The organism is Streptomyces sp. NPDC000410, assembly GCF_040300305.1.
Lineage (GTDB): Bacteria > Actinomycetota > Actinomycetes > Streptomycetales > Streptomycetaceae > Streptomyces.
Window position 1 is genome coordinate 434,523 of record NZ_JBEPDM010000001.1, and the last position, 24,843, is coordinate 459,365.

At 70.9% G+C, this 24,843-nt stretch carries 27 protein-coding genes; 7 read left to right on the forward strand and 20 right to left on the reverse strand.

Annotation, left to right across the window (positions count from 1 at the left end):
• The first annotated feature begins 169 nt into the window (after positions 1–169).
• Positions 170–1,390, forward strand: a complete 1,221-nt coding sequence (gene rocD / locus ABT342_RS02025) for an ornithine--oxo-acid transaminase (RefSeq protein ID WP_351565579.1) — start codon at positions 170–172, stop codon at positions 1,388–1,390.
• A 75-nt stretch (positions 1,391–1,465) separates the two neighbouring features.
• Here the strand turns inward: rocD and ABT342_RS02030 are convergent, their stop codons facing one another.
• From ABT342_RS02030 to ABT342_RS02040, 3 genes are read right to left on the reverse strand one after another with little or no spacing between them, the layout of a single operon-like run.
• Entirely contained in the window at positions 1,466–2,269 is an 804-nt protein-coding gene (locus ABT342_RS02030) for an SDR family NAD(P)-dependent oxidoreductase (protein ID WP_351565582.1), read from the reverse strand.
• Between the two features lie 45 nt (positions 2,270–2,314).
• A complete protein-coding gene (locus ABT342_RS02035) occupies positions 2,315–3,496 on the reverse strand; it encodes a glutathionylspermidine synthase family protein (RefSeq protein ID WP_351565585.1) in 1,182 nt (393 codons plus the stop codon).
• A gap of 11 nt (positions 3,497–3,507) precedes the next feature.
• Positions 3,508–3,786 carry a hypothetical protein gene (locus ABT342_RS02040; RefSeq protein ID WP_351565587.1) on the reverse strand — a complete coding sequence of 93 codons (279 nt, stop codon included), beginning with the start codon at positions 3,784–3,786 and terminating at the stop codon, positions 3,508–3,510.
• A 153-nt stretch (positions 3,787–3,939) separates the two neighbouring features.
• Between ABT342_RS02040 and ABT342_RS02045 the strand changes: the two genes are divergently transcribed.
• Positions 3,940–4,848, forward strand: coding sequence for a DMT family protein (locus ABT342_RS02045; protein ID WP_351565589.1), 909 nt, complete (start codon positions 3,940–3,942; stop codon positions 4,846–4,848).
• A gap of 137 nt (positions 4,849–4,985) precedes the next feature.
• Here the strand turns inward: ABT342_RS02045 and pdxR are convergent, their stop codons facing one another.
• The gene (gene pdxR, locus ABT342_RS02050) at positions 4,986–6,557 is read right to left on the reverse strand and encodes a MocR-like pyridoxine biosynthesis transcription factor PdxR (RefSeq protein WP_351565591.1); all 1,572 of its coding nucleotides are present in this window, start codon (positions 6,555–6,557) and stop codon (positions 4,986–4,988) included.
• 47 nt (positions 6,558–6,604) lie between these two features.
• Between pdxR and ABT342_RS02055 the strand changes: the two genes are divergently transcribed.
• Genes ABT342_RS02055 through ABT342_RS02065 form a run of 3 tightly spaced genes read left to right on the forward strand, consistent with a single transcriptional unit; the run spans position 6,605 to position 8,523 of the window.
• The gene (locus tag ABT342_RS02055; protein ID WP_351565594.1) at positions 6,605–7,111 is read left to right on the forward strand and encodes a carboxymuconolactone decarboxylase family protein; all 507 of its coding nucleotides are present in this window, start codon (positions 6,605–6,607) and stop codon (positions 7,109–7,111) included.
• A 42-nt stretch (positions 7,112–7,153) separates the two neighbouring features.
• Positions 7,154–7,870 carry an isocitrate lyase/PEP mutase family protein gene (locus ABT342_RS02060; protein WP_351565597.1) on the forward strand — a complete coding sequence of 239 codons (717 nt, stop codon included), beginning with the start codon at positions 7,154–7,156 and terminating at the stop codon, positions 7,868–7,870.
• A complete protein-coding gene (locus ABT342_RS02065; RefSeq protein ID WP_351565599.1) occupies positions 7,867–8,523 on the forward strand; it encodes a hypothetical protein in 657 nt (218 codons plus the stop codon). Before ABT342_RS02060 ends, ABT342_RS02065 begins: the two co-directional genes overlap by 4 nt.
• Before the next feature lie 242 nt (positions 8,524–8,765).
• On the opposite strand, the gene ABT342_RS02070 is transcribed toward ABT342_RS02065, so the two are convergent.
• The 11 genes from ABT342_RS02070 to ABT342_RS02120 all read right to left on the reverse strand — a co-directional run bounded on the left by ABT342_RS02070 (position 8,766) and on the right by ABT342_RS02120 (position 20,240).
• Entirely contained in the window at positions 8,766–9,740 is a 975-nt protein-coding gene (locus ABT342_RS02070; RefSeq protein ID WP_351565601.1) for an ABC transporter substrate-binding protein, read from the reverse strand.
• Between the two features lie 37 nt (positions 9,741–9,777).
• Positions 9,778–11,718 (reverse strand): ABC transporter permease subunit, encoded by a 1,941-nt coding sequence (locus tag ABT342_RS02075; protein WP_351565604.1) that lies wholly within the window; start codon positions 11,716–11,718, stop codon positions 9,778–9,780.
• 166 nt (positions 11,719–11,884) lie between these two features.
• Positions 11,885–12,937, reverse strand: a complete 1,053-nt coding sequence (locus ABT342_RS02080; protein WP_351565607.1) for a quaternary amine ABC transporter ATP-binding protein — start codon at positions 12,935–12,937, stop codon at positions 11,885–11,887.
• Positions 12,934–14,469, reverse strand: a complete 1,536-nt coding sequence (locus tag ABT342_RS02085; RefSeq protein ID WP_351565610.1) for a GMC family oxidoreductase — start codon at positions 14,467–14,469, stop codon at positions 12,934–12,936. The genes ABT342_RS02080 and ABT342_RS02085 overlap by 4 nt, the downstream gene beginning before the upstream one ends.
• Positions 14,470–14,487: 18 nt before the next feature.
• Positions 14,488–15,981, reverse strand: coding sequence for an aldehyde dehydrogenase family protein (locus ABT342_RS02090; protein WP_351565613.1), 1,494 nt, complete (start codon positions 15,979–15,981; stop codon positions 14,488–14,490).
• Positions 15,982–16,095: 114 nt separating this feature from the next.
• Complete coding sequence (locus ABT342_RS02095) at positions 16,096–16,638, reverse strand: hypothetical protein (RefSeq protein ID WP_351565616.1); 543 nt, start codon at positions 16,636–16,638, stop codon at positions 16,096–16,098.
• Positions 16,635–16,880 (reverse strand): helix-turn-helix transcriptional regulator, encoded by a 246-nt coding sequence (locus tag ABT342_RS02100; RefSeq protein ID WP_351565619.1) that lies wholly within the window; start codon positions 16,878–16,880, stop codon positions 16,635–16,637. The genes ABT342_RS02095 and ABT342_RS02100 overlap by 4 nt, the downstream gene beginning before the upstream one ends.
• A gap of 136 nt (positions 16,881–17,016) precedes the next feature.
• Positions 17,017–17,538: a GNAT family N-acetyltransferase gene (locus tag ABT342_RS02105; RefSeq protein ID WP_351565622.1), complete on the reverse strand. Its 522-nt coding sequence runs from the start codon at positions 17,536–17,538 to the stop codon at positions 17,017–17,019.
• 115 nt (positions 17,539–17,653) lie between these two features.
• Positions 17,654–18,073, reverse strand: a complete 420-nt coding sequence (locus tag ABT342_RS02110) for an RNHCP domain-containing protein (RefSeq protein WP_351565625.1) — start codon at positions 18,071–18,073, stop codon at positions 17,654–17,656.
• A gap of 26 nt (positions 18,074–18,099) precedes the next feature.
• The gene (locus ABT342_RS02115; RefSeq protein WP_351565628.1) at positions 18,100–18,471 is read right to left on the reverse strand and encodes an RNHCP domain-containing protein; all 372 of its coding nucleotides are present in this window, start codon (positions 18,469–18,471) and stop codon (positions 18,100–18,102) included.
• Positions 18,472–18,869: 398 nt separating this feature from the next.
• Complete coding sequence (locus ABT342_RS02120; RefSeq protein WP_351565631.1) at positions 18,870–20,240, reverse strand: B12-binding domain-containing radical SAM protein; 1,371 nt, start codon at positions 20,238–20,240, stop codon at positions 18,870–18,872.
• Positions 20,241–20,425: 185 nt separating this feature from the next.
• Between ABT342_RS02120 and ABT342_RS02125 the strand changes: the two genes are divergently transcribed.
• Together ABT342_RS02125 and ABT342_RS02130 are read left to right on the forward strand one after the other, a co-directional pair.
• Entirely contained in the window at positions 20,426–21,691 is a 1,266-nt protein-coding gene (locus ABT342_RS02125) for a hypothetical protein (RefSeq protein ID WP_351565634.1), read from the forward strand.
• 97 nt (positions 21,692–21,788) lie between these two features.
• A complete protein-coding gene (locus tag ABT342_RS02130) occupies positions 21,789–22,274 on the forward strand; it encodes a YfbM family protein (protein ID WP_351565637.1) in 486 nt (161 codons plus the stop codon).
• Positions 22,275–22,276: 2 nt separating this feature from the next.
• Here ABT342_RS02130 and ABT342_RS02135 read toward each other — a convergent pair whose 3' ends face one another.
• The 5 genes from ABT342_RS02135 to ABT342_RS02155 all read right to left on the reverse strand — a co-directional run bounded on the left by ABT342_RS02135 (position 22,277) and on the right by ABT342_RS02155 (position 24,843).
• On the reverse strand, positions 22,277–22,687 hold the full coding sequence (locus tag ABT342_RS02135) for a hypothetical protein (protein WP_351565640.1): 411 nt from the start codon (positions 22,685–22,687) through the stop codon (positions 22,277–22,279).
• 315 nt (positions 22,688–23,002) lie between these two features.
• Positions 23,003–23,170 carry a hypothetical protein gene (locus ABT342_RS02140; protein ID WP_351565643.1) on the reverse strand — a complete coding sequence of 56 codons (168 nt, stop codon included), beginning with the start codon at positions 23,168–23,170 and terminating at the stop codon, positions 23,003–23,005.
• Between the two features lie 84 nt (positions 23,171–23,254).
• Complete coding sequence (locus ABT342_RS02145) at positions 23,255–24,106, reverse strand: helix-turn-helix domain-containing protein (protein ID WP_351565646.1); 852 nt, start codon at positions 24,104–24,106, stop codon at positions 23,255–23,257.
• Positions 24,107–24,110: 4 nt separating this feature from the next.
• Positions 24,111–24,638: a DUF6879 family protein gene (locus tag ABT342_RS02150; RefSeq protein WP_351565649.1), complete on the reverse strand. Its 528-nt coding sequence runs from the start codon at positions 24,636–24,638 to the stop codon at positions 24,111–24,113.
• Positions 24,616–24,843 carry a hypothetical protein gene (locus tag ABT342_RS02155; protein ID WP_351565652.1) on the reverse strand — a complete coding sequence of 76 codons (228 nt, stop codon included), beginning with the start codon at positions 24,841–24,843 and terminating at the stop codon, positions 24,616–24,618. The genes ABT342_RS02150 and ABT342_RS02155 overlap by 23 nt, the downstream gene beginning before the upstream one ends.

Sequence of the window (24,843 nt, forward strand, 5' to 3'; positions counted from 1 at the left end):
CCGGAAACCGCGGGGAAACGGGAAGGTCTGCGGTCAGCCGCGCCCGAAGCTCAATGTTTCTTCACCCGGTCGCCGAGCGACGATAGAAAAGGGGCCACACCCAAGGCCCTGGTCCGACCTCGCCGGCCACCGATCCACCGGCCCACGCCGCAGGACGAACGGAGACCCCGTGTCTGCAACAACGTCTGCAACGGAGAGAGCGATCTCCTCCGCGGAGGCGCACAGCGCCCACAACTACCACCCGCTGCCCATCGTCGTCGCCTCGGCGGACGGTGCGTGGATGACGGACGTCGAGGGCCGCCGTTACCTCGACATGCTCGCCGGGTATTCGGCGCTCAATTTCGGTCACGGCAACCGGCGGCTGATCGACGCCGCGAAGGCCCAGCTGGAGCGGGTGACGCTGACCTCGCGCGCCTTCCACCACGACCGCTTCGCCGACTTCTGTACGCAGCTGGCCGAGCTGTGCGGCATGGAGATGGTGCTGCCCATGAACACGGGCGCGGAAGCGGTGGAGACCGCCGTGAAGACCGCCCGCAAGTGGGGTTACAAGGTCAAGGGCGTCCCGCCCGGCCAGGCCAAGATCGTTGTCGCGGCGAACAACTTCCACGGCCGCACGACCACGATCATCAGCTTCTCCACCGACGCGGAGGCCCGCGCGGACTTCGGTCCGTACACGCCGGGCTTCGAGATCGTGCCGTACGGCGATCTCACCGCCCTGCACCGCGCCTGCAGTGCCAACACGGTGGCGGTGCTGATGGAGCCGATCCAGGGCGAGGCCGGGGTGCTCGTCCCGCCCGCCGGCTATCTCGCCGGGGTACGGGAGATGACCCGCGAGCGGAACCAGCTCTTCATCGCCGACGAGATCCAGTCCGGCCTGGGCCGCACCGGCCGTACGTTCGCCTGCGAGCATGAGGGCGTCGTCCCTGACATGTACATCCTGGGCAAGGCGCTGGGCGGCGGAGTCGTGCCGGTCTCGGCGGTCGTCTCGTCCTCCGAGGTGCTCGGGGTCTACCGGCCCGGTGAGCACGGCTCGACGTTCGGCGGTAATCCGCTGGCCTGCGCCGTCGCCCTGGAGGTGATCGCGATGCTGCGCACCGGGGAGTTCCAGCAGCGGGCCACCGAGCTCGGCGAGCACCTCCACCACGAGCTGGGCCTGCTGGTCGGCGGGGGCGCGGTGGAGGCGGTGCGCGGGCGTGGGCTGTGGGCCGGGATCGACATCGCCCCGTCGCACGGCACGGGCCGCGAGATCTCCGAGAGGCTCATGGACCGCGGTGTTCTGGCCAAGGACACGCACGGCTCGACCATCCGGCTCGCCCCGCCCCTGGTGATCAGCAAGGAGGACCTGGACTGGGGCCTGGAGCAGCTGCGCGCGGTGCTGGCCGGCGGCTGACCCCGCCGACGGCCACCGCCCGACGGCCACCGCCTGCCGTCCGCCGTCCGCCACCCACCGCCTGCCGGCCGCCGCCTATCCGCGACGCGGTTCGACACTGAAGTCGAACGCGACCGTCCCGGGGTCGAGCGCCGTCACTCCGCCGTCGACCGTGAGCACGGCGCCGTTGACGAACGAGGCGGCGGGTGACAGCAGCCAGGAAATCGCCTCGGCGACCTCGTGCGGGTCGCCGGGGCGCCCCGCCGGGACGAGCCGGGTCGCCTCCTCGTACGCCCCGTCCAGCGACAGCCCGGTCTCCTCCGCGAAGCGGGTCATGCGCCGGTCCGCCATCTCGGTGCGTACCCAGCTGGGACAGACGGTGTTGGCGCGCAGCCCGCGCTGCCCGTAGTCGACGGCCAGCGAGCGGCACAGCTGGAGCAGCGCCGCCTTGGAGGTGGCGTACGCGGCGTTGCCCGCTCCGTTGCGCAGTGCGGATACGGACGCGACGGCAACGACCGAGCCGCGCGCCTCCAGCAGATGCGGGAGGGCGGCGCGCAGCAGGAGGAAGGGCCCGGTGAGGTTGGTCCGCATGACGGCTTCCCAGTCCTCGTCCGACAGTTCGCCCACGCCGCCGGAGCGCCCGATACCGGCGTTGAGCACGAGCCCGTCCAGCCGGCCGTACGCGGCCACGGCCGCGTCGACCAGACCGCGGACGGCCTCGGGGTCGCCGGTGTCGGCCGGGTGGGCCAGGGCGCCGGTCTCCTCGGCGATCCGCTCCAGCGGCTCGGGGCGCCGCCCGGAGACGACGACGTGGTGCCCGGCGGCGCGCAGGAGCCGCGCGGTGGCCGCGCCGATGCCCGTGCCGCCGCCGGTGACGAGGACAACTCGCTGATCTGCCATGGCCATTCGGTCTCCGATGCGCTCGGTTGCGGGGAGACCAGAAGACTAAAGGATCACATGCGGCAGGAAACGGGCGTACTCGTCCGTGATCAGTCCCGACGACTCGCGGATGCCGAGCCCTGCCGCCTCGTCCTCAACCACCCACGCACCCAGCACGACCCGGTTGCCGTCGAAGTCGGGCAGCGGCGCCAACTCCTGGTAGCAGCACGGCTCTTCGCGCAGCACGGGCGCGTCGCCCGCCTCGTGGATGGTCACGCCCGCGCCCTCGCGCCCCAGCAGCGGCTTGGCCACGTACCCGCCCCGCTCGGCGAGTTCGCGCGGGCCGTCGAGATAGGCGGGCAGCAGATTCGGGTGCCCCGGATACAGCTCCCACAACACGGCGAGCAACGCCTTGTTCGAGAGCAGCATCTTCCAGGCGGGCTCGATCCAGCAGGTGGTACCGGTGCCGCCGCCGTTGTCCAGGGTGTCGAGGACGTGCGGACCGAACCGGTCGGTGGCCAGCCACTCCCACGGATAGAGCTTGAAGCAGCTGCGGATGAACCGCAGCCGGTCGTCCACGAACCGCCCGGACAGCCGGTCCCAGCCGATCCGCTCGACCGACAGCGCCTCGGTGGTGAGCCCGGCCTGCTGAGCGGTCTCGCGCAGATACGCGACCGTCATCAGGTCCTCGCCGAGCTCGTCGCTGTCGGAGTGCACGAAGTGCACCGGGCCCGGCGGCAGCAGCGGGGCCTGCCGCTTCCAGGCGTCGACGAGGCGTTCATGGAGAGAGTTCCACTGGTCGGCGCCGGGGAAGCGTTCCTCCATCCAGAACCACTGCGGGCTGGCGGCCTCGACCAGCGAGGTGGGGGTGTCGGCGTTGTACTCCAGCATCTTCGCCGGGCCCGTGCCGTCGTAGCGCAGGTCGAAGCGCCCGTAGATGGACGGCAGCTCGACGCGCCGGCGCCACGACTCGGCGATCCGCTTGGCCAGCCGGGGGTCGGTGATGCCAAGGTCCGCGAAACGATCCTGCTCCACGATGTGCGCGGCCGCGGCCAGGCACATGGCGTGCAGTTCCTCGACGACCTCCTCCAGCGCCTCGACCTCGGGCAGCGAGAACTCGTAGTACGCGCTCTCGTCCCAGTAGGGGCGCAGCGAGCCGTCCGGATAGCGGGTGAGCGGATAGATCAGGCCCTGCTCCTCGACGGTCTCCTGCCAGCCGGGGCGCGGGTCGATGGTGTGGCGCTTCATGACGGTCGTGCTCAGCCGCCGCCGGAGCCGCTGCCGGAGCCGAAGCCGCCGCTCTCGACCGCGGACTTGTCGAAGCTGCCGCCGCTGACCGTGCCGCCGGTGTGCCTGCCGCCGTAGTAGTACCGGCCGTCGCCGTCGCTGTCCTCGCACTCGTACTCGGGCAGCACCTCGTACGTCACCGGGTCGACGCATCGTTCATCGGGCTCCGAGCCGCAGGCGGTCAGCGTCGCCGCGAGCACCCCCACTCCGCCGAGCACTACCGTGCTCGACCTCAGCCTGCGCCGCGCCATGTTCCGGGCCTCCCCGTCTGCGTACGTGTCGAGCCGCGTGCGTATCGAGCTGCGTACGTATCGAGCCAATGAACGAATCGCCGCACACACTAGATGGCCGCGCCGCCCGCCCGTAAGGCCGGTCCGCGATCACTCCCCAACTAGAGTCCTTTTGTGCTCTTTGGGATGCTGTGCGCGGTCGCTTCCTCGGTCTGCTACGGCATGGCCACCGTGTTCCAGGCCGTCGCCGCCCGGGCGGTGGTCGAACCGGAGACCGGTCCGGGCGGCAGTCCAGGGGTGGATCCGGCCTTGTTCATGCGCGCGGTGCGGCAGTGGCGCTACCTCGTCGGACTCGTCCTCGACGGCGCCGGTTTCGCCCTGCAGGTCGTGGCGCTGCGGCTGATCCCGATCTACGCGGTGGGTGCGGCACTCGCCGCGAGCCTCGCGGTGACGGCGGTGACGGCGACGCGGGTACGGGCGCTGGCGGTCCGGCTCAGCCGCACCGAGTGGGTCGCGATCGGGGTGGTCTGCGCGGGCCTCGCGATGCTGGGGCTCTCCTCGGGACCGGAGGGTGCGACGCCTCCGCCGCCCGCGCTGAAGTGGGTGCTGCTCGCCGTGGCGGCCGCCGTCCTGCTGATCGGCGTCGCGGCGGGCGGACTGCCCGGCCGGTCCCGGGCGCTCGTCCTGGGCCTGGGCGCCGGGATCGGCTTCGGCGTGCCCGAGGTCGCGGTGCGGCTGATGGACTCGGTGGACTTCACGAACCCGGCGCTGTACGCGCTGCTGCTCGGGGGCGCGGCGGCGTTCCTGCTCCTCACCTCGGCCTTCGCACACGGCTCGGTGACCACGGCCACGGCGGGGCTGGTCCTGGCCGAGACGCTCGCGCCCGCGGCGGTCGGGGTCGTCTGGCTGGGCGATCGCCCCCGCGAGGGGCTCGCGTGGCTCGCGATCACGGGGTTCACGATCTCGATCGCCGGCGCGCTCGCGCTCGCGCGCTTCGGCGAACTCCCGGCGGCGGCCCCGGACCCGGCCACGTCACCGGCCCCGGACCCAGACCCGGACCCGCCGGGACCCGACCGGGGGTAGGGCGGGGGTAGGGCGCCTGCGGCGGGCTTGTTCCCCTACCCGCCCCTTCCCACAACTGGGGGCAAGCCCCCAGACCCCGTACGGCCTCCGGCCGTGTCCTCAAACGCCGGACGGGCTCAGAATGAGCCCCCGCCCCCTCACGGCAGCACCCTGCACAGCGCGTCCAGCGCTCCCGACCACGCGCTGTCCGACGGTGTTCCGTATCCCACCACCAGCGCGTCGCGGCCCGCCGGGGTCGAGGGGTGGTGGTAGCGGGACAGGCCCTCCACCGCGAGGCCCTGCCAGGCCGCGGCCTGGACCACCGAGCGTTCCGTGCCCAGGGGGAGTTCGAGGACCGCGTGCATGCCGGCGGCGATGCCGCTCACCCGGATGCCGGGGGCACGCTCCGCGAGCGCCTCGACGAGCTGGTCCCGGCGGCGCCGGTAGCGCAGCCGCATACCCCGCACATGCCGGTCGTACGCCCCCGACGCCATGAACTCCGCCAGCGTCAGCTGATCCAGCGTGCCCGACGCCCAGTCCGCCACGCCCTTCGCCGTCGTGACCTCCCCCACCATGCTCTCCGGCAGCACCATCCAGCCCAGTCGCAGCCCGGGCGCGAGGGCCTTGCTGGCCGTCCCTAGGTAGACCACCCGCTCCGGGTCGAGGCCCTGGAGCGCGCCGACCGGCTGCCGGTCGTAGCGGAACTCCCCGTCGTAGTCGTCCTCCAGGATCAGCCCGCCGCCACCACGCGCCCAGTCGACCGCCGCGGCCCGCCGGTCGGGTTGGAGCGCGACGCCCATCGGGAACTGGTGCGCGGGCGTGAGCAGCACGGCGCCCGCCCCCTTCATCCGCGCCAGCTCCTCCGTACGGGTGCCCCGCTCGTCGAAGGGCAGCGCGGGCAGCCGCAGCCCGGCGTCGGTCAGCCGCTGCCAGTGCAGATCGAGCCCGTACGCCTCCACGGCCACCTCCCGCACCCGCCGCCTCCGCAGCACCGTGGCGAGCAGCATCAGCGCGTGCACGAAGCCGGAACAGATCACGATGCGGTCCGGGTCGGCGTACACACCCCGGGCGCGGGCGAGATAGTCGGCGAGGACGGTACGCAGCTCGACGCGGCCGCGTGTGTCGCCGTAACCGAAGGCTTCGTGAGGCGCGGCGGCCAGGGCGCGCCGGGCCGCCTTGAGCCACTCGGCACGTGGGAACGACGCCAGGTCGGGGGTGCCGGACATCAGGTTGTACGTGGGCCCCAGGCGCACCGGAGAGGTCCGGGGCGGGGTGGGGGCCTGCTTACGGGGCGTGGCGCGGCGGGCGACCCGCGTGCCCGAGCCCTGCCGGGCGGTGAGCCACCCCTCGGCGACGAGTTCGGCGTACGCGTCGGCGACGGTGTTCCGGGCGATGCCCAGGTCGGCGGCGAGCGAACGGGAGGACGGCAGCCGGGTGCCGGGGGCGAGCCGCCCGGTGCGCACGGCGTCGCGGAGCGCGTCCATCAGGCCCGTACGCAGGCCGCCGGATCCGCGCAGTTCGATGTGGAAGTCCGCCCCGAAAGCGCCCCCGAGAGCGCCCCCGAGGGCAGCCTCGGACGCGACCCCGGACGCGGCCCCGGACGCTCCCCGCGAAGCGGCCCTGGACGCTTCCCCGGACGCGGCCCCGGACGCTCCCCCCGAAGCGGCTCGGGAATTGGCGCCGGAGTCCGACCCTGAGGTGGCCCCCGAAGTGGCCCAGTCATCTGCCATGGAAATGGACCATACCCATGCGCCATGCTCCTCGTACGGTCGTATCCATGACAGCTACCGCGAACGAACGCGACGCACGCAACCCCGAGCCCGCCCAGCGCCTGGAGTGGGCCAAGCACGCCCCCGAGGTCTACAAGGCCATGGTCCGGCTGGACGCGGCCGCCCGGCAGGGCCTCGACCCGGTCCTGCTGGAGCTGGTGAAGATCCGCGCCTCGCAGCTCAACCACTGCGCCTTCTGCCTCGACATGCACTCCAAGGACGCCCTGGCGGCGGGCGAGTCGGTCGACCGGATCGTCCAGCTCAGCGCATTGGAGGAGTCGCCGCACTTCTACACGCCGAAGGAGCTCGCCGCGCTGGAGCTGACCGAGGCGGTCACCGTGCTGACCGATGGTTTCGTCCCGGACGAGGTGTACGAGAAGGCCGCGAAGCACTTCGACGAGGCGGAACTGGCCCAGCTCGTCGCCACGATCGCGGTGATCAACGCATGGAACCGTTTCGGGGTCACCCACCGGCTGGCGCCGGGCCACTACACACCGGGCCAGTACAAACACTGACCGGCCGAGCACTGACCAGCACAAGCGACTGAGAGGCCGGCAATGTCGGTGAACACCTTCCGCGCCCTACACCACGACCGCGCCCCCGAAGACCCGCTCGTCCTGCCCGGCCCCTGGGACGCGGCGAGTGCCCGGGTCTTCGCCGACGCCGGTTTCCCGGCCCTCGCCACACCGAGCGCCGGGGTGGCGGCCTCCCTCGGGTACAAGGACGGCGAGACGCCCGCCGACGAGATGTTCGCGGCGGTCGCCCGTATCGTCCGCTCCGTGGACGTGCCCGTCTCCGCGGACATCGAGGCGGGCTACGGCCTGGCCCCGAAGGAGCTCGTGGCCCGGGTGCTCGACACCGGCGCGGTCGGCGTCAACCTGGAGGACTCCGGCCCCGGCAAGGTCCTCGTCGACCCGCACCGACAGGCCGCATGGCTCGCGGAGGTACGGGCCGAGGCGGGCGACGCGCTGTTCATCAACGCCCGCGTCGACACCTTCATCCGCGGCGTCACCGACCCGCGGGCCGCGATCGAACGGGCCCTGCTGTACGTCGACGCCGGCGCCGACTGCGTCTACCCGATCGGCGCCCCGGCCGAGGCCCTCCCCCGGCTCCGCGAGGCCGTCCCCGGCCCCATCAACGTCGGCAAGGCGCCCGGCAGTCCGCCCGTCCCCGAGCTGGGCCGGCTGGGCGCCACCCGTATCACCTTCGGTCCCGGCCTGCTCCTGCGCACGCTCGACGCGGTCCGCGACATCGCGGCATCCTTGCGTGCGTGACTGACGATCTGCACCGCCCGGGCCGCCCGGAAGACCTGCCACCGGCCGACCTGCTCTGGGCCCGCTGGGCGGTACTCGCCGCCGTGACCGCCGATCCCGAGGAGGTCGACAGCCGCCACCGGCACGGCTATTGGCACGACGCGGAGGGACTGCACCTCGACGACTCGGGCTGCACCTGGTGGACGCTGACCCGGGTCGCCGGGGACGGCAGCCGTGCCGTGCTCTACGGCGAGGACGAGTCCAGCGGCGTCAAATGGCACGAGCCGGCCATCGACGTGCTCGCGGGTGCGCCGGCCTGGCTGCCCCACGAGGAGCTGCGCAAGCTGGTCGAGAGTGACGAACTGGGCTGCGTCTACTGGTACGAGAACGGCGCCTGGGCCCGCGCCGCGTACCCCGACGGCCTGGACGACGACGGCCTCGACTGCGGAATGAGCCGCCTGGCGACTTTCGCGAACGCCGTGACGGAGGCGTGGTGCGCCCTGGACGAGATGGACGGCCCCGAGCCCCGTCCGAGCCGCGAGGACACGGCGCGTCTGGTGACCGCCGCCGAAGGGGGCACGGTGACGGAGGAGTTCCTCCGTCCCTTCCTGAACGCGGACGCATCCGCCGCCGCCCTCGCGTCAGCCGCCGCGTCGGGCCTGGTGCCCCGCTGACCACCGGTCCTGGTCGGGGGCTCCGCCCCCGAGCCCCTGCTCCTCAATCACCGGAGGGGCTCCTTTGGAGCCCGTCCGGCGATTGAGGTACCGGGGGGCTGGGGGCTTGCCCCCCCACGCGGCGGAGCCGCAAATCGATACTGCGGGAAGGGGCGGGTAGGGGAAAGAAGCCCGCCGCAGGCGCCCCCAAGGCCCGGGGCCCGGGGCCTTGGTCCCGAGCCCCGGGCCCCGGAGAGCCCCGGTCACTTCTTCGGCAGCCACGCCTTCCACGTCGACTCGTTCGCCTTGACCCACTTCTCCGCCGCCGCCTCGGGCGACAGCTTCTCGTCCGCGATCATCAGCGCGACCTCGTTCTGCTGCTCGGTGGTCCACTTGAAGTTCTTCAGGAACTCGGCCGCCTCGCCGCCGTCCTTCGCGAAGTCCGCGTTGAGGTACTTCTGCAGCGGGGTGTTCGGGTACGCGCACGCGACCTTCTTCGGGTCGGCGTCACAGCCCGCCTTGTACGCCGGGAGCTTCACCTCGACCATCTCGATCCGCGCGTTCAGCCACTGCGGCGTCCACCAGTACGTCAGGAACGGCTTCTTCTCCTTCGCGTACTTCTTGATCGCCGTGATCTGGGCGGCCTCGGAACCCGCGTAGTTCGTCTTCAGGTCCAGCTTCAGGTTGTCGATGATCGCGTCGTCGTTCGTGACGTAGTCGGGCGAGCCCTCCAGCAGTTCGCCCTTCTCGCCGCTCTCCGCGGTTCTGAAGTCCTTGGCGTGCTTGTTGAGGTTCTTCCAGTCCGTGATGTCGGGGTTCTGGTCCGCGTAGTACTTCGGTACGAACCAGCCGATGTGCCCGGTGACGCCGAGGTCGCCGCCCTTGACGACGGTCTTCTTCTTCTCGACGTACTGCTTCTCCTCCTTCGGGTGGCCCCAGTCCTCCAGGATCGCGTCGGTGTCGCCCTTGGACAGCGCGTCCCAGGCCAGCACCTCGCCCATCTGCTGGGTCTTGACGGTGTAGCCGAGCTCCTTCTCCAGGATGTGCTTGGCGACGGCCACGTTGGCCTGGGCGCCGACCCAGGAGGGGACGGTCAGTTTCACGGTTTTCTTGCCGCCGCCGACGTCCTGGCTCTTGCCGGTGTCGGCGGCGCCGCACGCGCTGAGGGAGAGGACGCCGAGGGCTCCGACGACAGCGGTGACGGTGCGGAGGGTACGAGAGGTACGGGCAGTACGCATGGTGCTCCTAGTGGGATCGGAGATCACAGAACAGAGATCAGCGGTGCTTGCGCGCCGCGGGCTGAGTGACGCGGTCCAGGACGAGGCCGAGGCAGACGATCGCGACTCCGGCCGTCATCCCGAGGCCCATCTCGCCCCGGGAAAGCCCCTTGACGACGTCGTAGCCGAGCGCGCCGCCGCCGACCAGGCCGCCCACGACGACCACGGCGAGCACCAGCACCACGCCCTGGTTGACGGCGAGCTGCAGGGCCTGACGGGCCAGTGGCAGCTGGACCTGGAGGAGTTGCTGCCCGGTGGACGCGCCGAGCGAGCGGGACGCCTCCAGCGCGGCCGGGTCGACCTCGCGCAGGCCCTGGGTGGTGATGCGTACGACGGCGGGCAGCGCGTAGACGACGGCCGCGACGATCGCCGACGTACGCGTGGCGCCGAACAGCGCGACGACCGGGATCAGGTACACGAACTGCGGCATCGTCTGCATGGCGTCGAGCACCGGCCGCAGCCACCGCTCCAGCCGCCCGGCCCGCGCGCACAGCACCCCGGCGAGGAAGCCCAGCACCAGAGTGAGCACGAGCGCCGCGAGCACCTGGGAGAGCGTGTCCAGGGACTTCGCCCATACGCCGAGCACACCGATGGCCGCCATCGCGGCGGTCGCGGTGAGCGCGGCGGCCCAGTTCCCGACGAGCCAGGCCACGGCGGCGACGAGCAGCAGCACCGCCCACCAGGGCAGCCAGATCAGCGTGTCCCGCAGTGGGTTGAGGATCCACAGGGTGAACTCGCGCGCCCAGACCTCGGTGAAGGTCAGGTTCCCGGTGATCCACTCCTGGGCCCGGTTCACCGGGGTCGAGATGTCGTACGTCCACGCCTCGGGCCAGGTCGAGGTGCGGACGGCGGCCGCGCCCGCGACCCCGACCGCGACCAGTGCCCAGGTGCGCCCGCTGCCCAGAGCCGGGGCGCCCTCGCCGATGCGGTCGCCCGCGGCCGCCGTCGTACGGTCCAGCCAGATCGCGATCAGCACGATCGGGACGCCCGCGGCGAACGCCTTGCCGACGTCGGTCGTCGACAGCGCCGAGTACACCTCCTCGCCGAGGCCGCCCGCCCCGACGAGCGCGGCGATGACGACCATCGACAGCGCCATCATGATCGTCTGGTTGAGGCCGAGCAGCATCTGCTTGCGGGCGAGCGGCAGCCGGGCCGTCCACAGCCGCTGCCAGCCGCTCGCACCGAGCGACGCGGACGCCTCCAGTACGGAGGAGTCGGCGCCGCGCAGGCCGAGCGCGGTGAGGCGGGCCATCGGCGGGGCCGCGTAGATCACCGTGCAGAAGAGCGCGGCGGGCGTGCCCGTGCCGAAGACCAGCACGAACGGCAGGAGGTACGCGAACGCCGGCAGCACCTGCATGGTGTCGAGCACCGGCCGCAGCGCGCGGTTGACGCGGTCGGAGATTCCGGCGAGCAGTCCGATGAGCGCGCCGAGCAGTGCCGCGACGACCACGGACACCACCATCAGCGCGATGGTGAGCAGCGTGGCGTCCCACATCCCGAGCAGTCCGCAGACGGCGAACGCCCCGAGAGCGGTGACCGCGACGCGCGCGCCCCGCCGCCCGAACCCGGCGGCCCGCCAGGCGACGAGCACGCCCGCGGCCACGACGCCGAGCCAGCCGAGTGCGTCGAGCACCTGGTAGACGGCGTCGACCGCGTCGGTCGCCGTGTTGGACAGGTGGAGCAGGAAGTAGAGGAAGAGGGGGTGGGTGTCGCGGTGGTCGATGACCCAGTCGTTGGCGTCGTCGAGCGGCTGCGAGATGTCGACGGTCAGCCCTGCGGGCCAGCTTCCGCCGCCGACCAGGGCCGCCACGAGCACGACGAGCACGGCGAGGGCGGCGCCGCCCACGACGAGTCCGCGCGGGCGGCGGGCGCGTGCGGGCTTGGGCGTCGGGGCGACGGGCCCGGTGGTCTTGGAGACGGCGTTCACGGTGGCGGTCATCGGGACCACCGCCACGTGGTGGGCGCCTGCGGCGAGCCTTCTCCCCGCCCCGCCCCTTCCCCAACACTGGGGCTCCGCCCCAGACCCCGCGCCTCAAACGCCGGCGGGGCTGGAGGGAGCTGAGCCTGAGGGTGCCCCCGGACGGGCTCCGCCAGAAAGTCGCTCCTCATGCCGCCACCTCCCCCACCCGCACGCCCGCCACCACCGCGAGCAGCGCCGCGTGGTCGACGATGCCGACGCAGCGGCCGTTCTCGACGACCCGCGCCGGGGCACCCGCGCGGGCGACCGCGTCGATCGCGACGGCGACCGTGGCGTCGGAGGCGACCTCCGGGCCCGACGAGGCCTCGTCCTCGTCCGCGGGGCGCATGGCCGTGCGGACGGTCATCACCTGCTCGCGCGGCACGTCGCGGACGAAGTCCCGTACGTAGTCGTCGGCGGGCGAGCCGACGATCTCCTCGGGAGTACCGAGCTGCACGATCCGCCCGTCCCGCATCAGCGCGATCCGGTCGCCCACCCTCAGCGCCTCGCTCAGGTCGTGGGTGATGAAGACCATCGTGCGGCCCTCCTCGCGGTGCAGCCGGCACACCTCGTCCTGCATGTCACGGCGGATCAGCGGGTCGAGCGCGCTGAACGGCTCGTCGAAGAGCAGCACTTCCGGGTCGACGGCGAGCGCCCGCGCCAGCCCGACGCGCTGCTGCTGGCCGCCGGAGAGCTGCCCGGGGCGGCGGTGTTCGAGGCCCTCCAGGCCGACCTTCGCGACGACCTCGGCGGCGCGGGCGCGGCGCTCCGCGCGGCCCATGCCCTGGATCTCGAGTCCGTACGCGACGTTGTCGAGCACCGAGCGGTGCGGAAGCAGCCCGAAGTGCTGGAAGACCATGGAGGCGCGGTGCCGGCGCAGCTCGCGCAGCCTGGCGCGGTCCATCGACAGCACGTCCTCGCCGTCGATCGAGATCGTTCCGGACGTCGGTTCGATCAGCCGCGTCAGGCAGCGCACGAGCGTGGACTTGCCGGAGCCGGACAGGCCCATGACGACGAAGACCTCGCCGCGCCGGACGTCGAAGCTCACGTCCCGTACGGCGGCGGTGCAGCCGGTACGTTCCCGCAGCTCGGCAGGGCCGAGCGCGGTCAGCTCGGGCGATCCGGGTACCCGGGCGGCGGCGCGCGGCGGCCCGAAGACCTTCCACAGGTCCTGTACGGCGAAGACGGATGGTTCGGTCATCGGGTCTCACTCCCCGTCAGCAGTTCCGCGCATTTCTCGCCGACCATCAGCACGCCGATCATCGGGTTCACGGCGGGCATCGTCGGGAAGACCGACGCGTCGGCGATACGGATTCCGCCCAGTCCCCGCACCTTCAAGTCCGGTGCGACTACGGCCAGTTCATCGCCCGAAGCACCCATTCGGCAGGTCCCGGCCGGGTGGTACACGGTGTGCGCGGCCTTACGGGCGTACTCGCTCAGCTCCTCGTCGCCGGTCACCTCGGGCCCCGGGCACACCTCCCGCTTGAGCCAGCCGGCGAGCGGCTCGCTGCGCGCGATCTCGCGCGCGATGCGGATGCCGTCGACGAGGGTGCGGCCGTCGTAGTCGTCCTCGTCCGTGAAGTAACGGAAGTCGAGGGCGGGCTTGACCTCGGGGTCCGGGCTGGTCAGATACAGCCGGCCGCGGCTGCGCGGCTTGGGGATGTTCGGTGTCATCGACACCCCGTACGGCGGGCGTTCGTAGCCGAGCCGCTCCGGATTATCGGTGAACGGTATCTGGTAGAAGTGGAACATCAGATCGGGTCCGCGCGCCTCCGGGTCCCGCCGTACGAAGAGTCCCGCGTCGGAGTCCATCGCCGAGTTCTCGGGGATCGGCCCGTGCGTCTCCCACACGATCACCGACTCGGGGTGGTCCAGCAGGTTCTCGCCGACGCCCGGCAGATCGTGGGCGACGGGTATGCCGAGCGCCTCCAGGTCGCGCTTCGGCCCGATGCCGGAGTGCAGCAGCAGGCGGGGCGTGTCCACGGCGCCCGCGCAGACGACGACTTCGCACCGGGCGCGTACGAGCCGCTCCTGACCGTCCTTCGTACGGACGTGCACGCCGCGGGCCCGGCTCCCGGCCAGTTCCAGCCGGTAGGCCCAGGTCTCCAGCAGCAGGGTCAGGTTCGGCCGCTCGTCCATCACGGGGTGGAGGTAGGCGACGGACGCCGACGACCGCTTGTTGTTCTCGGGGTGGTAGGCGAGGTCGAAGAAGCCGACGCCCTCGTGGAAGGGCTTCTTGTTGAACCCCTCGACGCGCGGCACGCCCAGCGCCGTCTGCGCGGCGTCCACGAAGTCCCGGGCGATGGCGTTACGGTCCGCCTCGTCGACGGCCACGATGTGGTTGAGCAGCCGGTGGAAGTACGGGTCCATGGCGGCCGCGTCCCAGCCGGCGGCCCCGGCCTCGGCCCACTCGTCCCAGTCGGAGGGCAGCGGCTTGAAGGCGATGAGGGTGTTGTGCGAGGAGCAGCCGCCCAGCACACGGGCGCGGCTGTGCCGGATGTGGGAGTTGCCGCGGGGCTGTTCGGTGGTGGGGTAGTCGTAGTCCAGCTCGCCTCCGAGGAGGCCCATCCAGCGGCGCAGCGTGAGGACGTCGTCACGGTCGACGTCGCTCGGGCCGCCTTCGATGACGGCGACGGTGATGTCGGGGTTCTCGGTGAGCCGGGAGGCGATCACCGACCCGGCGGTGCCGCCCCCGACGACGACATAGTCGTACTCGGTCAGGTACTCGGTCATGATTCTGTCTTCCCCTGCTCAGCCCGCGAACCAGCGCACGGGGCGCGGAGCGAGGTTCTGGTAGACGTGCTTGGTCTCGCGGTACTCGGCGAGACCGGCGGGTCCCAGTTCGCGTCCGATGCCGGACTTGCCGAAGCCGCCCCACTCCGCCTGCGGGAGGTACGGGTGGAAGTCGTTGATCCAGACGGTGCCGTGCCGCAGCCGCCCGGCGATCCGCCTGGCGCGGCCCGGGTCGGCGCTCCAGACGGCGCCCGCGAGTCCGTACTCGGTGTCGTTGGCGAGGGAGACGGCCGTGTCCTCGTCCCCGTCGGGGAACGTCTCGACGGTCAGGACCGGGCCGAAGACCTCCTCGCGGACGACGCGCATCTCGCGGTGGCACCGGTCGAGGACGGTGGGCCGGTAGAAGTACCCGGGGCCTTCGGGGCGCGTGCCACCGGCGCGCAGCACCGCGCCCTCCGCGAGGGCGGAGGCGACGTACTCCTCGGTCCTGGCCAGTTGGCGCGCGGAGACGAGGGGGCCGCACTCGACGCCCTTGTCGGTGCCGCGTCCGAGGCGGATCCGGTCGGCGCGGCGGGCGAGTGCGGCGACGAAGCGCTCGTGGACGGACTCCTCGACGATGAGGCGGGAGCCGGCGGAGCAGACCTGTCCGCTGTGGATGAAGGCGGCGTTCAGCGCCTGGTCGACCGCGGTGTCGAAGCCTTCGTCGGTCGCGCACGCGTCGGCGAACACCACATTGGGGTTCTTGCCGCCGAGTTCCAGGGCGACCTTCTTGACGCTGTCGGCGGCGGCGCGCATGACCTTCGTACCGCTGGCGAGTCCGCCGGTGAAGGAGACGAGGTCGACGTCGGGGTGTTCGGCGAGGCGTGCGCCGACGGTGTCGCCGGGGCCGGTGACGATGTTGGCGACGCCGTCGGGCAGTCCGGCCTCGTGGAGCAGCCGGATGAGGGCGACCGTGGTCAGCGGCGTGATCTCACTCGGCTTGATGACGAAGGTGTTGCCCGCGGCGAGGGCCGGGGCGATCTTCCAGCTCGCCTGGAGCAGGGGGTAGTTCCACGGGGTGATGAGCGCACAGACCCCGACGGGCTCGTGCACGACCACGCTGTGGATGTCCGGCGACCCGGCGTCCACCACCCGCCCGGTCTCGTTCACGACGAGGTCGGCGAAGTACGCGAACGCGTCGGCGACGCAGTCGATGTCGACGCGCCCCTCTTCGACGGTCTTGCCCGCGTCGCGGCTCTCCAGGAGCCCGAGCTCCTCGCGGTCGCGCCGCAGCAGTCCGGCGACCCGCCGCAGCAGCGCGGCCCGCTCACCCACCGGGGTCCGCGGCCATTCCCCCTGGCCCCGGTCGAACGCGCCGCGTGCGGCGGCGACCGCGGCGTCGGTGTCCTCGACCCCGCCTTCCGCCACGACCGCGAGGGGGGTGGCGTCGGCGGGGTCCAGGATCTCGCGCGTGGCTCCGGAGGCGGCTTTTCGCCACTCTCCGTCCACGCGAATGGTCAGTTGTGCTGACACGTCGCGTTACGCCTTCCGTTCCCGTTTTATGCCTCACCAGCGATAACTGGTGAGCGGGTCGCCTGCCCCGGGGGGCGGAAAGCATGCGCGGCGGTTGGCCGGGAGTGGCCGGTGTCACTCCATGCCGAGATCGTCCTCGACCTCGTCCTGCACGCGCAGTCCCGCGACCCACGCGGGCATCAGCCAGTGCACGACGAGAACGACGAACAGCACGGAGAAGAGCATCACCTCGCCATTCATGTCCCCGAACCAGGCGGCGGCCCCGGCGCCCGCCGTGGCCCCGAAGAACAGCCAGGTGGTCAGCTTGTGCGCCCGCGCCAGCACCGCGGCCCGCTCGGCGATCTGCCGCTCGTCGAGGATCCGGGTGCGCAGTTCGAGCAGGCCACGGGTGGCGCCGTTGAGGACCCCCATGACGAACACCCACGGCGGGATCGTCCCGAGCATCACGAAGAGCCACCAGAGCTGATCGCCGAGCACCGTCCCCAGCCAGGCCGCCACGGCGGCGGCCGTCAGCACGATGTGGGCGGCGACGAAGGCCCGCCTGCGACCGGCGGTGGCGTGCAGCGCAGCCGCCTCCCTCCTGTTCATCACCTCGTACATGCGCCGGTCGAACCGTGTCGGACGATCGGCCGCCGTACGCTCCGCAGTCCCCGTCATGACTTCCTCCCGTAGACCTCGTCGGTGAGCGGCTGGAACGGCTCCAGGGAGAACAGCGCCTCCACCGGCAACCCGAAGAACTTCGCGACCTTCAACGCCAGGTCGAGGCTGGGGTTGTACTGCCCGCGCTCGATGTAGCCGATGGTCTGGTAGTGGACGCCCACTGCCTCGGCCAACTGCTGACGGGACACTTTCCGCTCAGCTCTGACGACGGCCAGCCTGTTGTGCACCTGCTCGCTCATGTATAAGAAGTACTACATTTGGAGGTAGACGCGCAACGCCGCCGGGATCCCACGCAAGCCGAGGCCCGCACCCGGGACTCCCGTCATCCGCTACAGCACAGCCCCAGGTCAACGACCTGGGGCTGTGCTGTTTCGGTTACTGCGGCCGGTAGGCGCTGATCGCGTCGGCCATGGGCTTGCCGAACGTCATGTCACCGGGCGGGACGGGGCGGCCGTCGAGGGAGAGGACCATCTTGGCCTCGTCGGGCCCGGCGCTGAGGGTGCAGGTGACCCCGTGGGCGTCGGCGCGTTCGAAGCCGAACCGCGGGTAGTAGGTGGGGTGCCCGAGAACGGTGACGGTGTGTTCACCCAGAGCGCGGGCAGCGTCGAGGCCGGCGCGGATGAGGGTGCTGCCGACGCCGGTGCCCTGGTGGGCGGGGTCGACGGAGACCGGGGCGAGGGTCAGCGACGGGGCGTCGCCAATGCCGGCCCGGGTGAACAGGATGTGCGCGATGACGGTTCCGTTCTCGTTCTCGGCGACGAGGGAGAGTTCGGGGATCCAGCACGCGTCGGCGCGCAGGGCGTCCACGAGGTCGGCGTCCTCGGGGGAGCCGAAGGCGGCGGTGATCACCTCGCGTACGCGGTCGGCGTCGTGCGGGGTCTCGGTCCTGATCTTCACTGCTGGGTTGTTCCTTTTCCGTGGATGTGGAGGTGGAAGTCGTGGTCGGGTGGCGCCGTGGGCGGGGCGCGGCTGCGGGTGCAGCTGCGCCTGGCCCACAGCCGCAGCGGCCGGGTCACAGGGTGAGCAGGGCGCGGCCGGCGTGCTTGGGGTCGGCGAGTGGTCTGAGGGCGAGGCGGACCAGGGCGAGCGGGTTGTCGTCACCGGCGACGCGGTTGGCGCTGAGCTCGCCGCAGGAGGCGCACTGGTGGATGATCATCCACTCGCCGTCCGGGCGGACGGACATGCCCAGCGCCTCCATCCGGCCGCGGCAGTCCGCGTCGCGGTCGCCGGGGATCTTCCGGTCGACGTGCAGGCTGGCCAGGCAGTTGGGGCAGTGGTTGCGGTGCGCGGTGCCGGGTGCGTCCAGGGAGACGTCGAGCCGGCAGGAGGCGCACCGGAAGTCGTTCGTCCGGTGTCCGCCCTGGGTGTGCAGGACGTCTTTGCGCCGCTGCGGTCGACGCCGCCCGCGACCGCCGTGGTTGTTGCGCGGCATGGCGATGCTCCTTCCTTGACGGGCGGTCAGAGGGTTCCGAACGCTTCGAGCGGGAAGGGCGGTTGGGCCAGGGGGCGGACCGCCATGCGCATCAGGATGAGCTGGTTGTCGTCGGCGCGGACCGGGTTCGAGGTGAGCTCGTCGCAGCGCACGCAGCGGTGGATCACCATCCAGTCACCGGTGCGGAGCACAGCGATGGCGATCGGGGACATCCGGCCCTCGCAGTCGCTCGGACCGCCCTCGACGTGGTCGAGGACGTGCCGGGAGTGCAGGCAGGACGGGCAGTGGTCGCGCGGCGCGCCGTCGGCGGCGTACGCGGACACGGTCAGCCCGCACCGGACGCAGGCGAAGGTGCCGAGGCTGAGAGTGTTGGTGGTTCTGGTGGTGTGGCTGGACACCCGGGTGCTCCTTGCTGGGAAGTCGGTCATGACAGCAAGAGCAGGCCGAGTGGCCTCGTCAGAGGGCCCAGAAACGCCGTGGAACGGCGGACAGGCAGGTCAGAGCACCGGAGAGCACGTCCGGCAGCCGCCCGGAGAAACGGGCAGCGAAAGGCAGCGGACGGTTACGCGGTACGGCGAGGCGCACTCGGCGCGGGCCGGGACATCAAACACCCTTTTCCAGGGCACACAGGCCCAGAACGAAACAGAACGACCTCCGAAGGCTAACAGGACGCCTGCCGGGCGTGTCAACGCATTAATTCGATGCCCCGGGACCGGCACGACCACCTCACCATGGACGCGCACCAGCCCCGTGACCTGCGGAGTCAGGATGAGAACTGCTCCAAGGGCCATGAGGCTCAGCGCCCCCCGAAGGCCGCCAGGGTCCGCTCCAGCATCGGCATCGCCCGCACCACGCGGCGCGAGCGGATCAGCGCGTCCCAGGCGGGCTCGAACTTCTTCCATCCGCCCGCGTACGCGAGATGACGCAGCCGCTCGTGCGGGCCCGGCTGTGCGGACGCGCCCCGCCAGATGTTCGACCAGCGGTAGAAGTCCCGGTACGCCCGCCAGTAGCCGTCCTCCAGCTGGCGCGGGCTCATCCCCTTGGGCCGGTAGACGACGTGGCGGGTGTCGTACAGATCCCAGTCCCGGTGGACGATGCGGTCCTCGGCCGCCAGCTGCTTCCACAGCCCGGTCGACGGATACGGCGTCATGATGTGGAAGGTCGCCGTCTCGAGGCCCTGCTCGACCGCCCACTCCACCGTGCGGTCGAAGACGTCCGGGCCGTCGTGGTCCAGCCCGAAGACGAAGCTGGCGTTCACCATGACCCCGCAGTCGTGCAGGCGGCGCACGGCTGCGACGTAGTCCGCGTTGACGTTCTGGTTCTTCCTGCGTTCGGCGAGGTTCGCGGCGTTCACCGTCTCGAACCCCACGAACAGGCTCCGCAGCCCCGCCTCCGCCGCCCGCTCCAGCAGTCCGGGCCGAAGCACGGAGCTGACCGTACCGGCCGCCTGCCACAGCCGTCCCATCCCCCGCATCCCGTCGAACAGCGCCTCCGCGAACCGCCGGTTGCCGAGCAGATGGTCGTCCAGGAAGTACAGATGCCGGCCCGGCAGCCGCTCGATCTCCGCGAGGGCGTCGTCCACGGCCTGGGTGTAGAAGGACTTGCCGCCCTCGAAGAAGGCGTCCTTGTAACAGAAGTCGCAGTGGTGCGGGCAGCCTCGCGAGACCACGATCGAGTTCGGCACGAGGTAGAGATGACGCTTGATCAGGTCACGGCGCACGGGCGGCAGCCCGGCGAGCGTACGGGTCGTCGAGTCGTAGCGGGCAGCCGGCGCACCGTCCCGGAAGTCCTTGAGGAACAGCGGCCAGGTGTCCTCACCCGGCCCGGTGAAGATCGTGTCCGCGTGTGCCGCCGCCTCCTCCGGAAGCGAGGTCACATGCAGGCCGCCCATGGCCACATGCGCCCCGCGCGCCCGGAAGTGGTCGGCTATCTCGTAGCCGCGCCGGGCGGAGGTGATGTACGGCTGGACGACCAGCAGGTCGGGCGTGGGCAGGGCCTCGATGTCGATCCGCTCGACGTGCTCGTCGTACAGCGTCACCTCGTCGTCCGGATCCAGATATCCGGCGAGGGTGGCGAGCCCGAGCGGCGGAAAGAGCGAGTACTTGATGGGACGGAAGAGCGGACTGGTCGCCTCCGTCAGGGCGGGGAGGATCATCATCACGCGCATGTCGCGTCAGACTGCGCCGATGCCGCCCGCGGTTCCGTGACCGGCCGCCCCTCGCGGCACGCCCCAGAGGGGCCCCTGGCGTAATGACACACCCATCATGACAGGTCAGAGGCCGTTTTCGTAGGACGAAAGGCACAGTTCGCGAGCCTTGTCCGACTCTCCCCGCAACTCCCAGAATCTCCGTCATGGATCACTCGCTGAAAGTCACTCAGGTCGACCACGACGACATCCTGCGCGCCCGCACGCTGCTGCTCGCGTCCGGACGCCGCACGCCTCGCGAGGAAGTGAGCGCCTACCGGGTGCTCGCCCACGTCAGCCCCGCCGCCTACCTGCCCCGTCTGGTCACCGCCCTGCGGCACCTGAGTTACGACGACTGCTACCGCGACCTCCCCGAGCAGCTCTTCGCGCTGCGCGAGGAGGCGGTAGCGGCCGCGCGTGCCATCGACCCCGCCGAGCCCGCCCGCGCCGAGCTGCTGTACGACGCGCTCGACAGGTACCAGTGGCACCTGTACGACCTGGGCCGGCGGACCGAAGGGCTCGCCGTGCGCGCCGAGATGCTCGCCATCGACCCCACGTCGGTGAAGGGGCTGAACCGATGGGCCGCAGGCCTCTCCGAGGAAGGCCGCCACGCGGAGGCGGCGGACGCCTTGACCGAGGCGGTCGCGGCGCTCCGGCCGGGCGGGCCCAGCGGCGGCGGTCTCACCTCGTCACTGCTGCAGTGGACCGTCGCGCTCGATGCCGCGGGCCGGTCCGACGAAGCGCTCGCCGCGTTCGAGGAACTCGTCACCATGCAGGCGACCGAGACCGCGGACGGCCACAGCTCGATGGCCTATCACCTCTACACGCTGATCCGGCACGCCCAGATGCTCGACACCCGTGGCAGGCACGAGGAAGCGGCCGCCACCGGGCAGGAGGCACTCAGGTTGCTGACAGAGCTGGCCACCACCGGCGAGCGCGATTCCTGGAGCGGCTACCAGGCCTCCTACTGGGCGGTCCTGCTCTCCATATCCGGCGCCGAGAGCGAGCGCCGGGCACCGGAGGAACCCCGTCCACCCATCGGTGCGGCGCTCCCGCTGTGGTCACGCGAGGCCTGGCGCCGCTACGTCGACAGCCGCGACACCCTCCGCGAGGAAGTGGACACCCTGGCGCCACTGGCCGCCGAGGACCCGGACAGGCACCTGGCCGAACTGGTCCGGCTGCACCGAGTCCTCACCGTACGTTCCGCCGGCCACGGGGAGTACCACGCCCAACTGCCCGTGGGGCGCCTACGACCGCTGTTCGACGAGGGCGTGAGCCTGGCCCGCCGACTGTCCGAGCACGACCCGGCCACCGGGGCCGCGGCCCTGGTCACGGCCCTCGTGGACCGGGCGACTTTCCGTACCGCCGCCGAGGAGTTCGGCCTGGCGCTCGACGACCTCCGCGAGGCCTACGCGGGGGCCGGGCAGGGATGACCGGCCCGCTTGTCAGAGCCGCGTGGAACACTCGCCGTCACTGTTCGATGTTCGAGCAAAGGGTCGATCGCGCGGTCCGCCAAGGGGGATGGCTTTCATGAGCGTGAGCATCGGGTTCATCAGCGCGACCACGGAGGAGCTGGACAGGGCGGAGAAGGATCCGAGTTGGGCCGATGAATACGTATACAAGCTGTACGACGGCGACGACCTCTCGATGCCGGATCGCCCCTATGGCGGCCCGGACAAGGCGTGGGCCGGCCTCCAGTTCCTGCTCGACGGGACGGACGTCGATCTCGAGTTCCTGATGGACGGGTTCCAGATCCTGGAGGACGGGACTCTGTTCGGGTGGTCCCCGGCGCAGATCGAGAGCGTGGCACGGCAGCTGCGGGCAACCCCGTGGGAGCGGCTGGCGGTCCACTACGACCCGGAGCGGATGACGAAAGAGGAGGTCTACCCCAACACCTGGAGGTTCAGCCCCGAGGACGATCTGGACTGGCTCGAGCGCGCCTACGAGGAACTTGTCACCTTCTTCACCAAGGCGGCCGAGCGGGGATACGGGGCGTTCATGACCTTCAGCTTCTAGGCCTACGCGGGGACCGGACAGGGGTAACCGGGCCTGATCCGGTGCGGTGAGCACGCGACGAGGCAGACGGACAGAAACCGCTGCCCGGTGAGCCACCAGCCACCGACGACGTCTTCGCCACCGGTGAGACGCACAGCGACCGCGCTGATCCGACTGTCGAGCACCTCCCGCTCGTACGAGGACGAGAACGCCTCCATGTGCACCCGGGCCTGGCTCCCGTACCACCGGGCAGCCTCGCCCGGGTCCACCCACGTCCCCTGGACGAACGACGCCGGCTTCAACAACCACTGCGCCACTTCGAGCGGCGGCACGCCGCTGACCCTGAATTCGGGGTGCACGTCGCGCCGGGGCCCGTCCCGGTGCAGCTCGAATCCACTGCCGAGCCAGGTGTATCCGTGGTGATGCCTGGCCATGGACTCTCTCCTTGCCGACCGACCCGCCAACCGACCGACGGGGCGACCGAAGCCGCCCCGCCCCCTTACTCACCGACGGCCGCAGCCGCCACCGTCACCGCAACCGCCGTTCTCGTTGCCGCCCTGCCCGTCGTCGTCCTCCGGGTCGGCCTTGACCACGTCCAGCGGGTAGCGCATGGTGACCTTCAGTGCGCTCCTCGGCCCGGGGCCCGTCCCCGCGCCGCCGTGCACTTGCAGTGGGCCCGCCTTATGGGCCCGCCCCGCCCCCGGCCGGGCTCTCCTTGGCCGGCGACCCGGTCCGGGCGCGGGGAGCTCTCAGCCGTCGGTGCGGCCCTTGCTCAGGGCGTACGCGAGCGCGGCGGCAGGCGTCAGCGCGACCGGGACGCGCGGGGCGTGGGCCGGGCAGGCGTAGACGTTGTGGCCGGGGCCGGTGGCGGCGTGGACTTCGTCGACGAGGACGGGGCATCGGTGAGGGTGCCGCACTTGTGGCAGTGCTGGGGTGTCATGAGGAGAGCGTCGACCTGCGGATACGCGCAGCTCAACGAACTTGCAGGTGCTTGCAGAGGTTCACCCGAGCGCGCTGATGGCTTGCGCGATCAAGGCACGGGCCTGCGGCCCGTAGGAGGCCATCGCCGCAAGTTCCGCGAACATCCGGGTGTAGACGGCGATCTCGCTCGGCTGCCTCACCTTCACTTCGGCAGTGGCGAGTTCAACGAGGACCTGCTTGTCATCGAAGATCCAGAAACCTTCATGGGGGCCCAGCAGGCGGTCCACAGACATCGGGATTACACCGAAACTGACCTGCGGGAGCGAAGCCACTTTCAGCAGATGACCAAGTTGCGCGGCCATGGTCTCGGCGCCTCCATACCGAGATCGCAAGGCAGTCTCCTCGACGAGCAGAGCAAAACGGCGCGTGGCGTCGTAGATGACCTGTTGGCGGCTGATACGGGCTGCGACAGCCTGTTCCAGGTCATTGGGGATTCGGTGAAAGTTTACGAGCCGCCCCATGATCGCCCGCGCGTAATCGGCAGTCTGCACCAGACCAGGTACGACTCCTGGCTCGTATACACGAAAATGCCGAGTGCGCTGATAGAGAGGGACGCTGGCCGCCTGAATGGGCGCAAGGCCGCGCCCCGACACCCGACGCCACTCGATGTACAGCTCCTCGACGTTGTGGGAGGTGGCTGCCAGGTCGTCGAAGACCTCAGGGACACCACAGAGCTCGGCGTATACCCGTAGATCGGTGTCTGCGGGAGCCGTTACCCCGTTCTCTATCCGCGAAGCCTTGGACTCACTCCAGCCAGCACGGGCCGCGAAGGCCCGTGCTGTCTTGAACCCGGCCTTCTTGCGCATCTCTTTCAGCCGGTTACCCAACGTCTTACGGGCTTCCCGCACGGACGAGGAAGGCGACTCTGCCATGTCTTCAGGACGAGATCTTGTACTCCTCGTGTGGAACGGCTCGCTCCCACACGGCTTCGAATGCACTCGTGCAAAGCTCACGGATTTTGGGATCCTTCGTGAGCTCCCACCAGACCTCCGCGATCTCCCCATCGCCCGCAAAGTGCAGGACCAGAACGAGCTCGTCGTCAAAAACCCAGAAGTCGTTTCCGGGGAAGGCGATGTCCGTCGCTCGCCGACGCGGCAGCCAGCGGATCTGCTCGCCTGCCTCTACGTTCATGTCCGACACATGGTGCTCGAACTTGATGTAGTCGGACTCGGGCACGGAGAACACCCGTGCACGTCGGATCGCGACGCCCCTCTCAGTCGCGTCGCGCACCCACTTGAGCCACCCTCCGGCTTCCGGCCCGCCCCACAGGGCCGCGCCTCGCCGACCCTCCTTCCAGGCCATGTAGCTCTCGTCGGACTCCATGTAGCCATCGCGCATTTCCAGGTGGATGGCCGAGTGATGTGCCGAGGCGAGCAGCTCTTCAAACCTCGGTGCCTGCGTCACGCTTCATCTCCTCGAAGAACTGGACCATACGACGCGGGATCTCGACGACTGTTTCATGCCCCGGGATGTCCATCTGGGCGAGGCGCTCCTCATCCAAGACCTTCCAGCCCTGGACGAGGTATGTGTCCGTCTGGTCGTCCAAGTAGACGGTCGGCGACTGGCCGAATTGGCTCTCGGGGTCTTTGCCCAGCATACGTAACGTCAC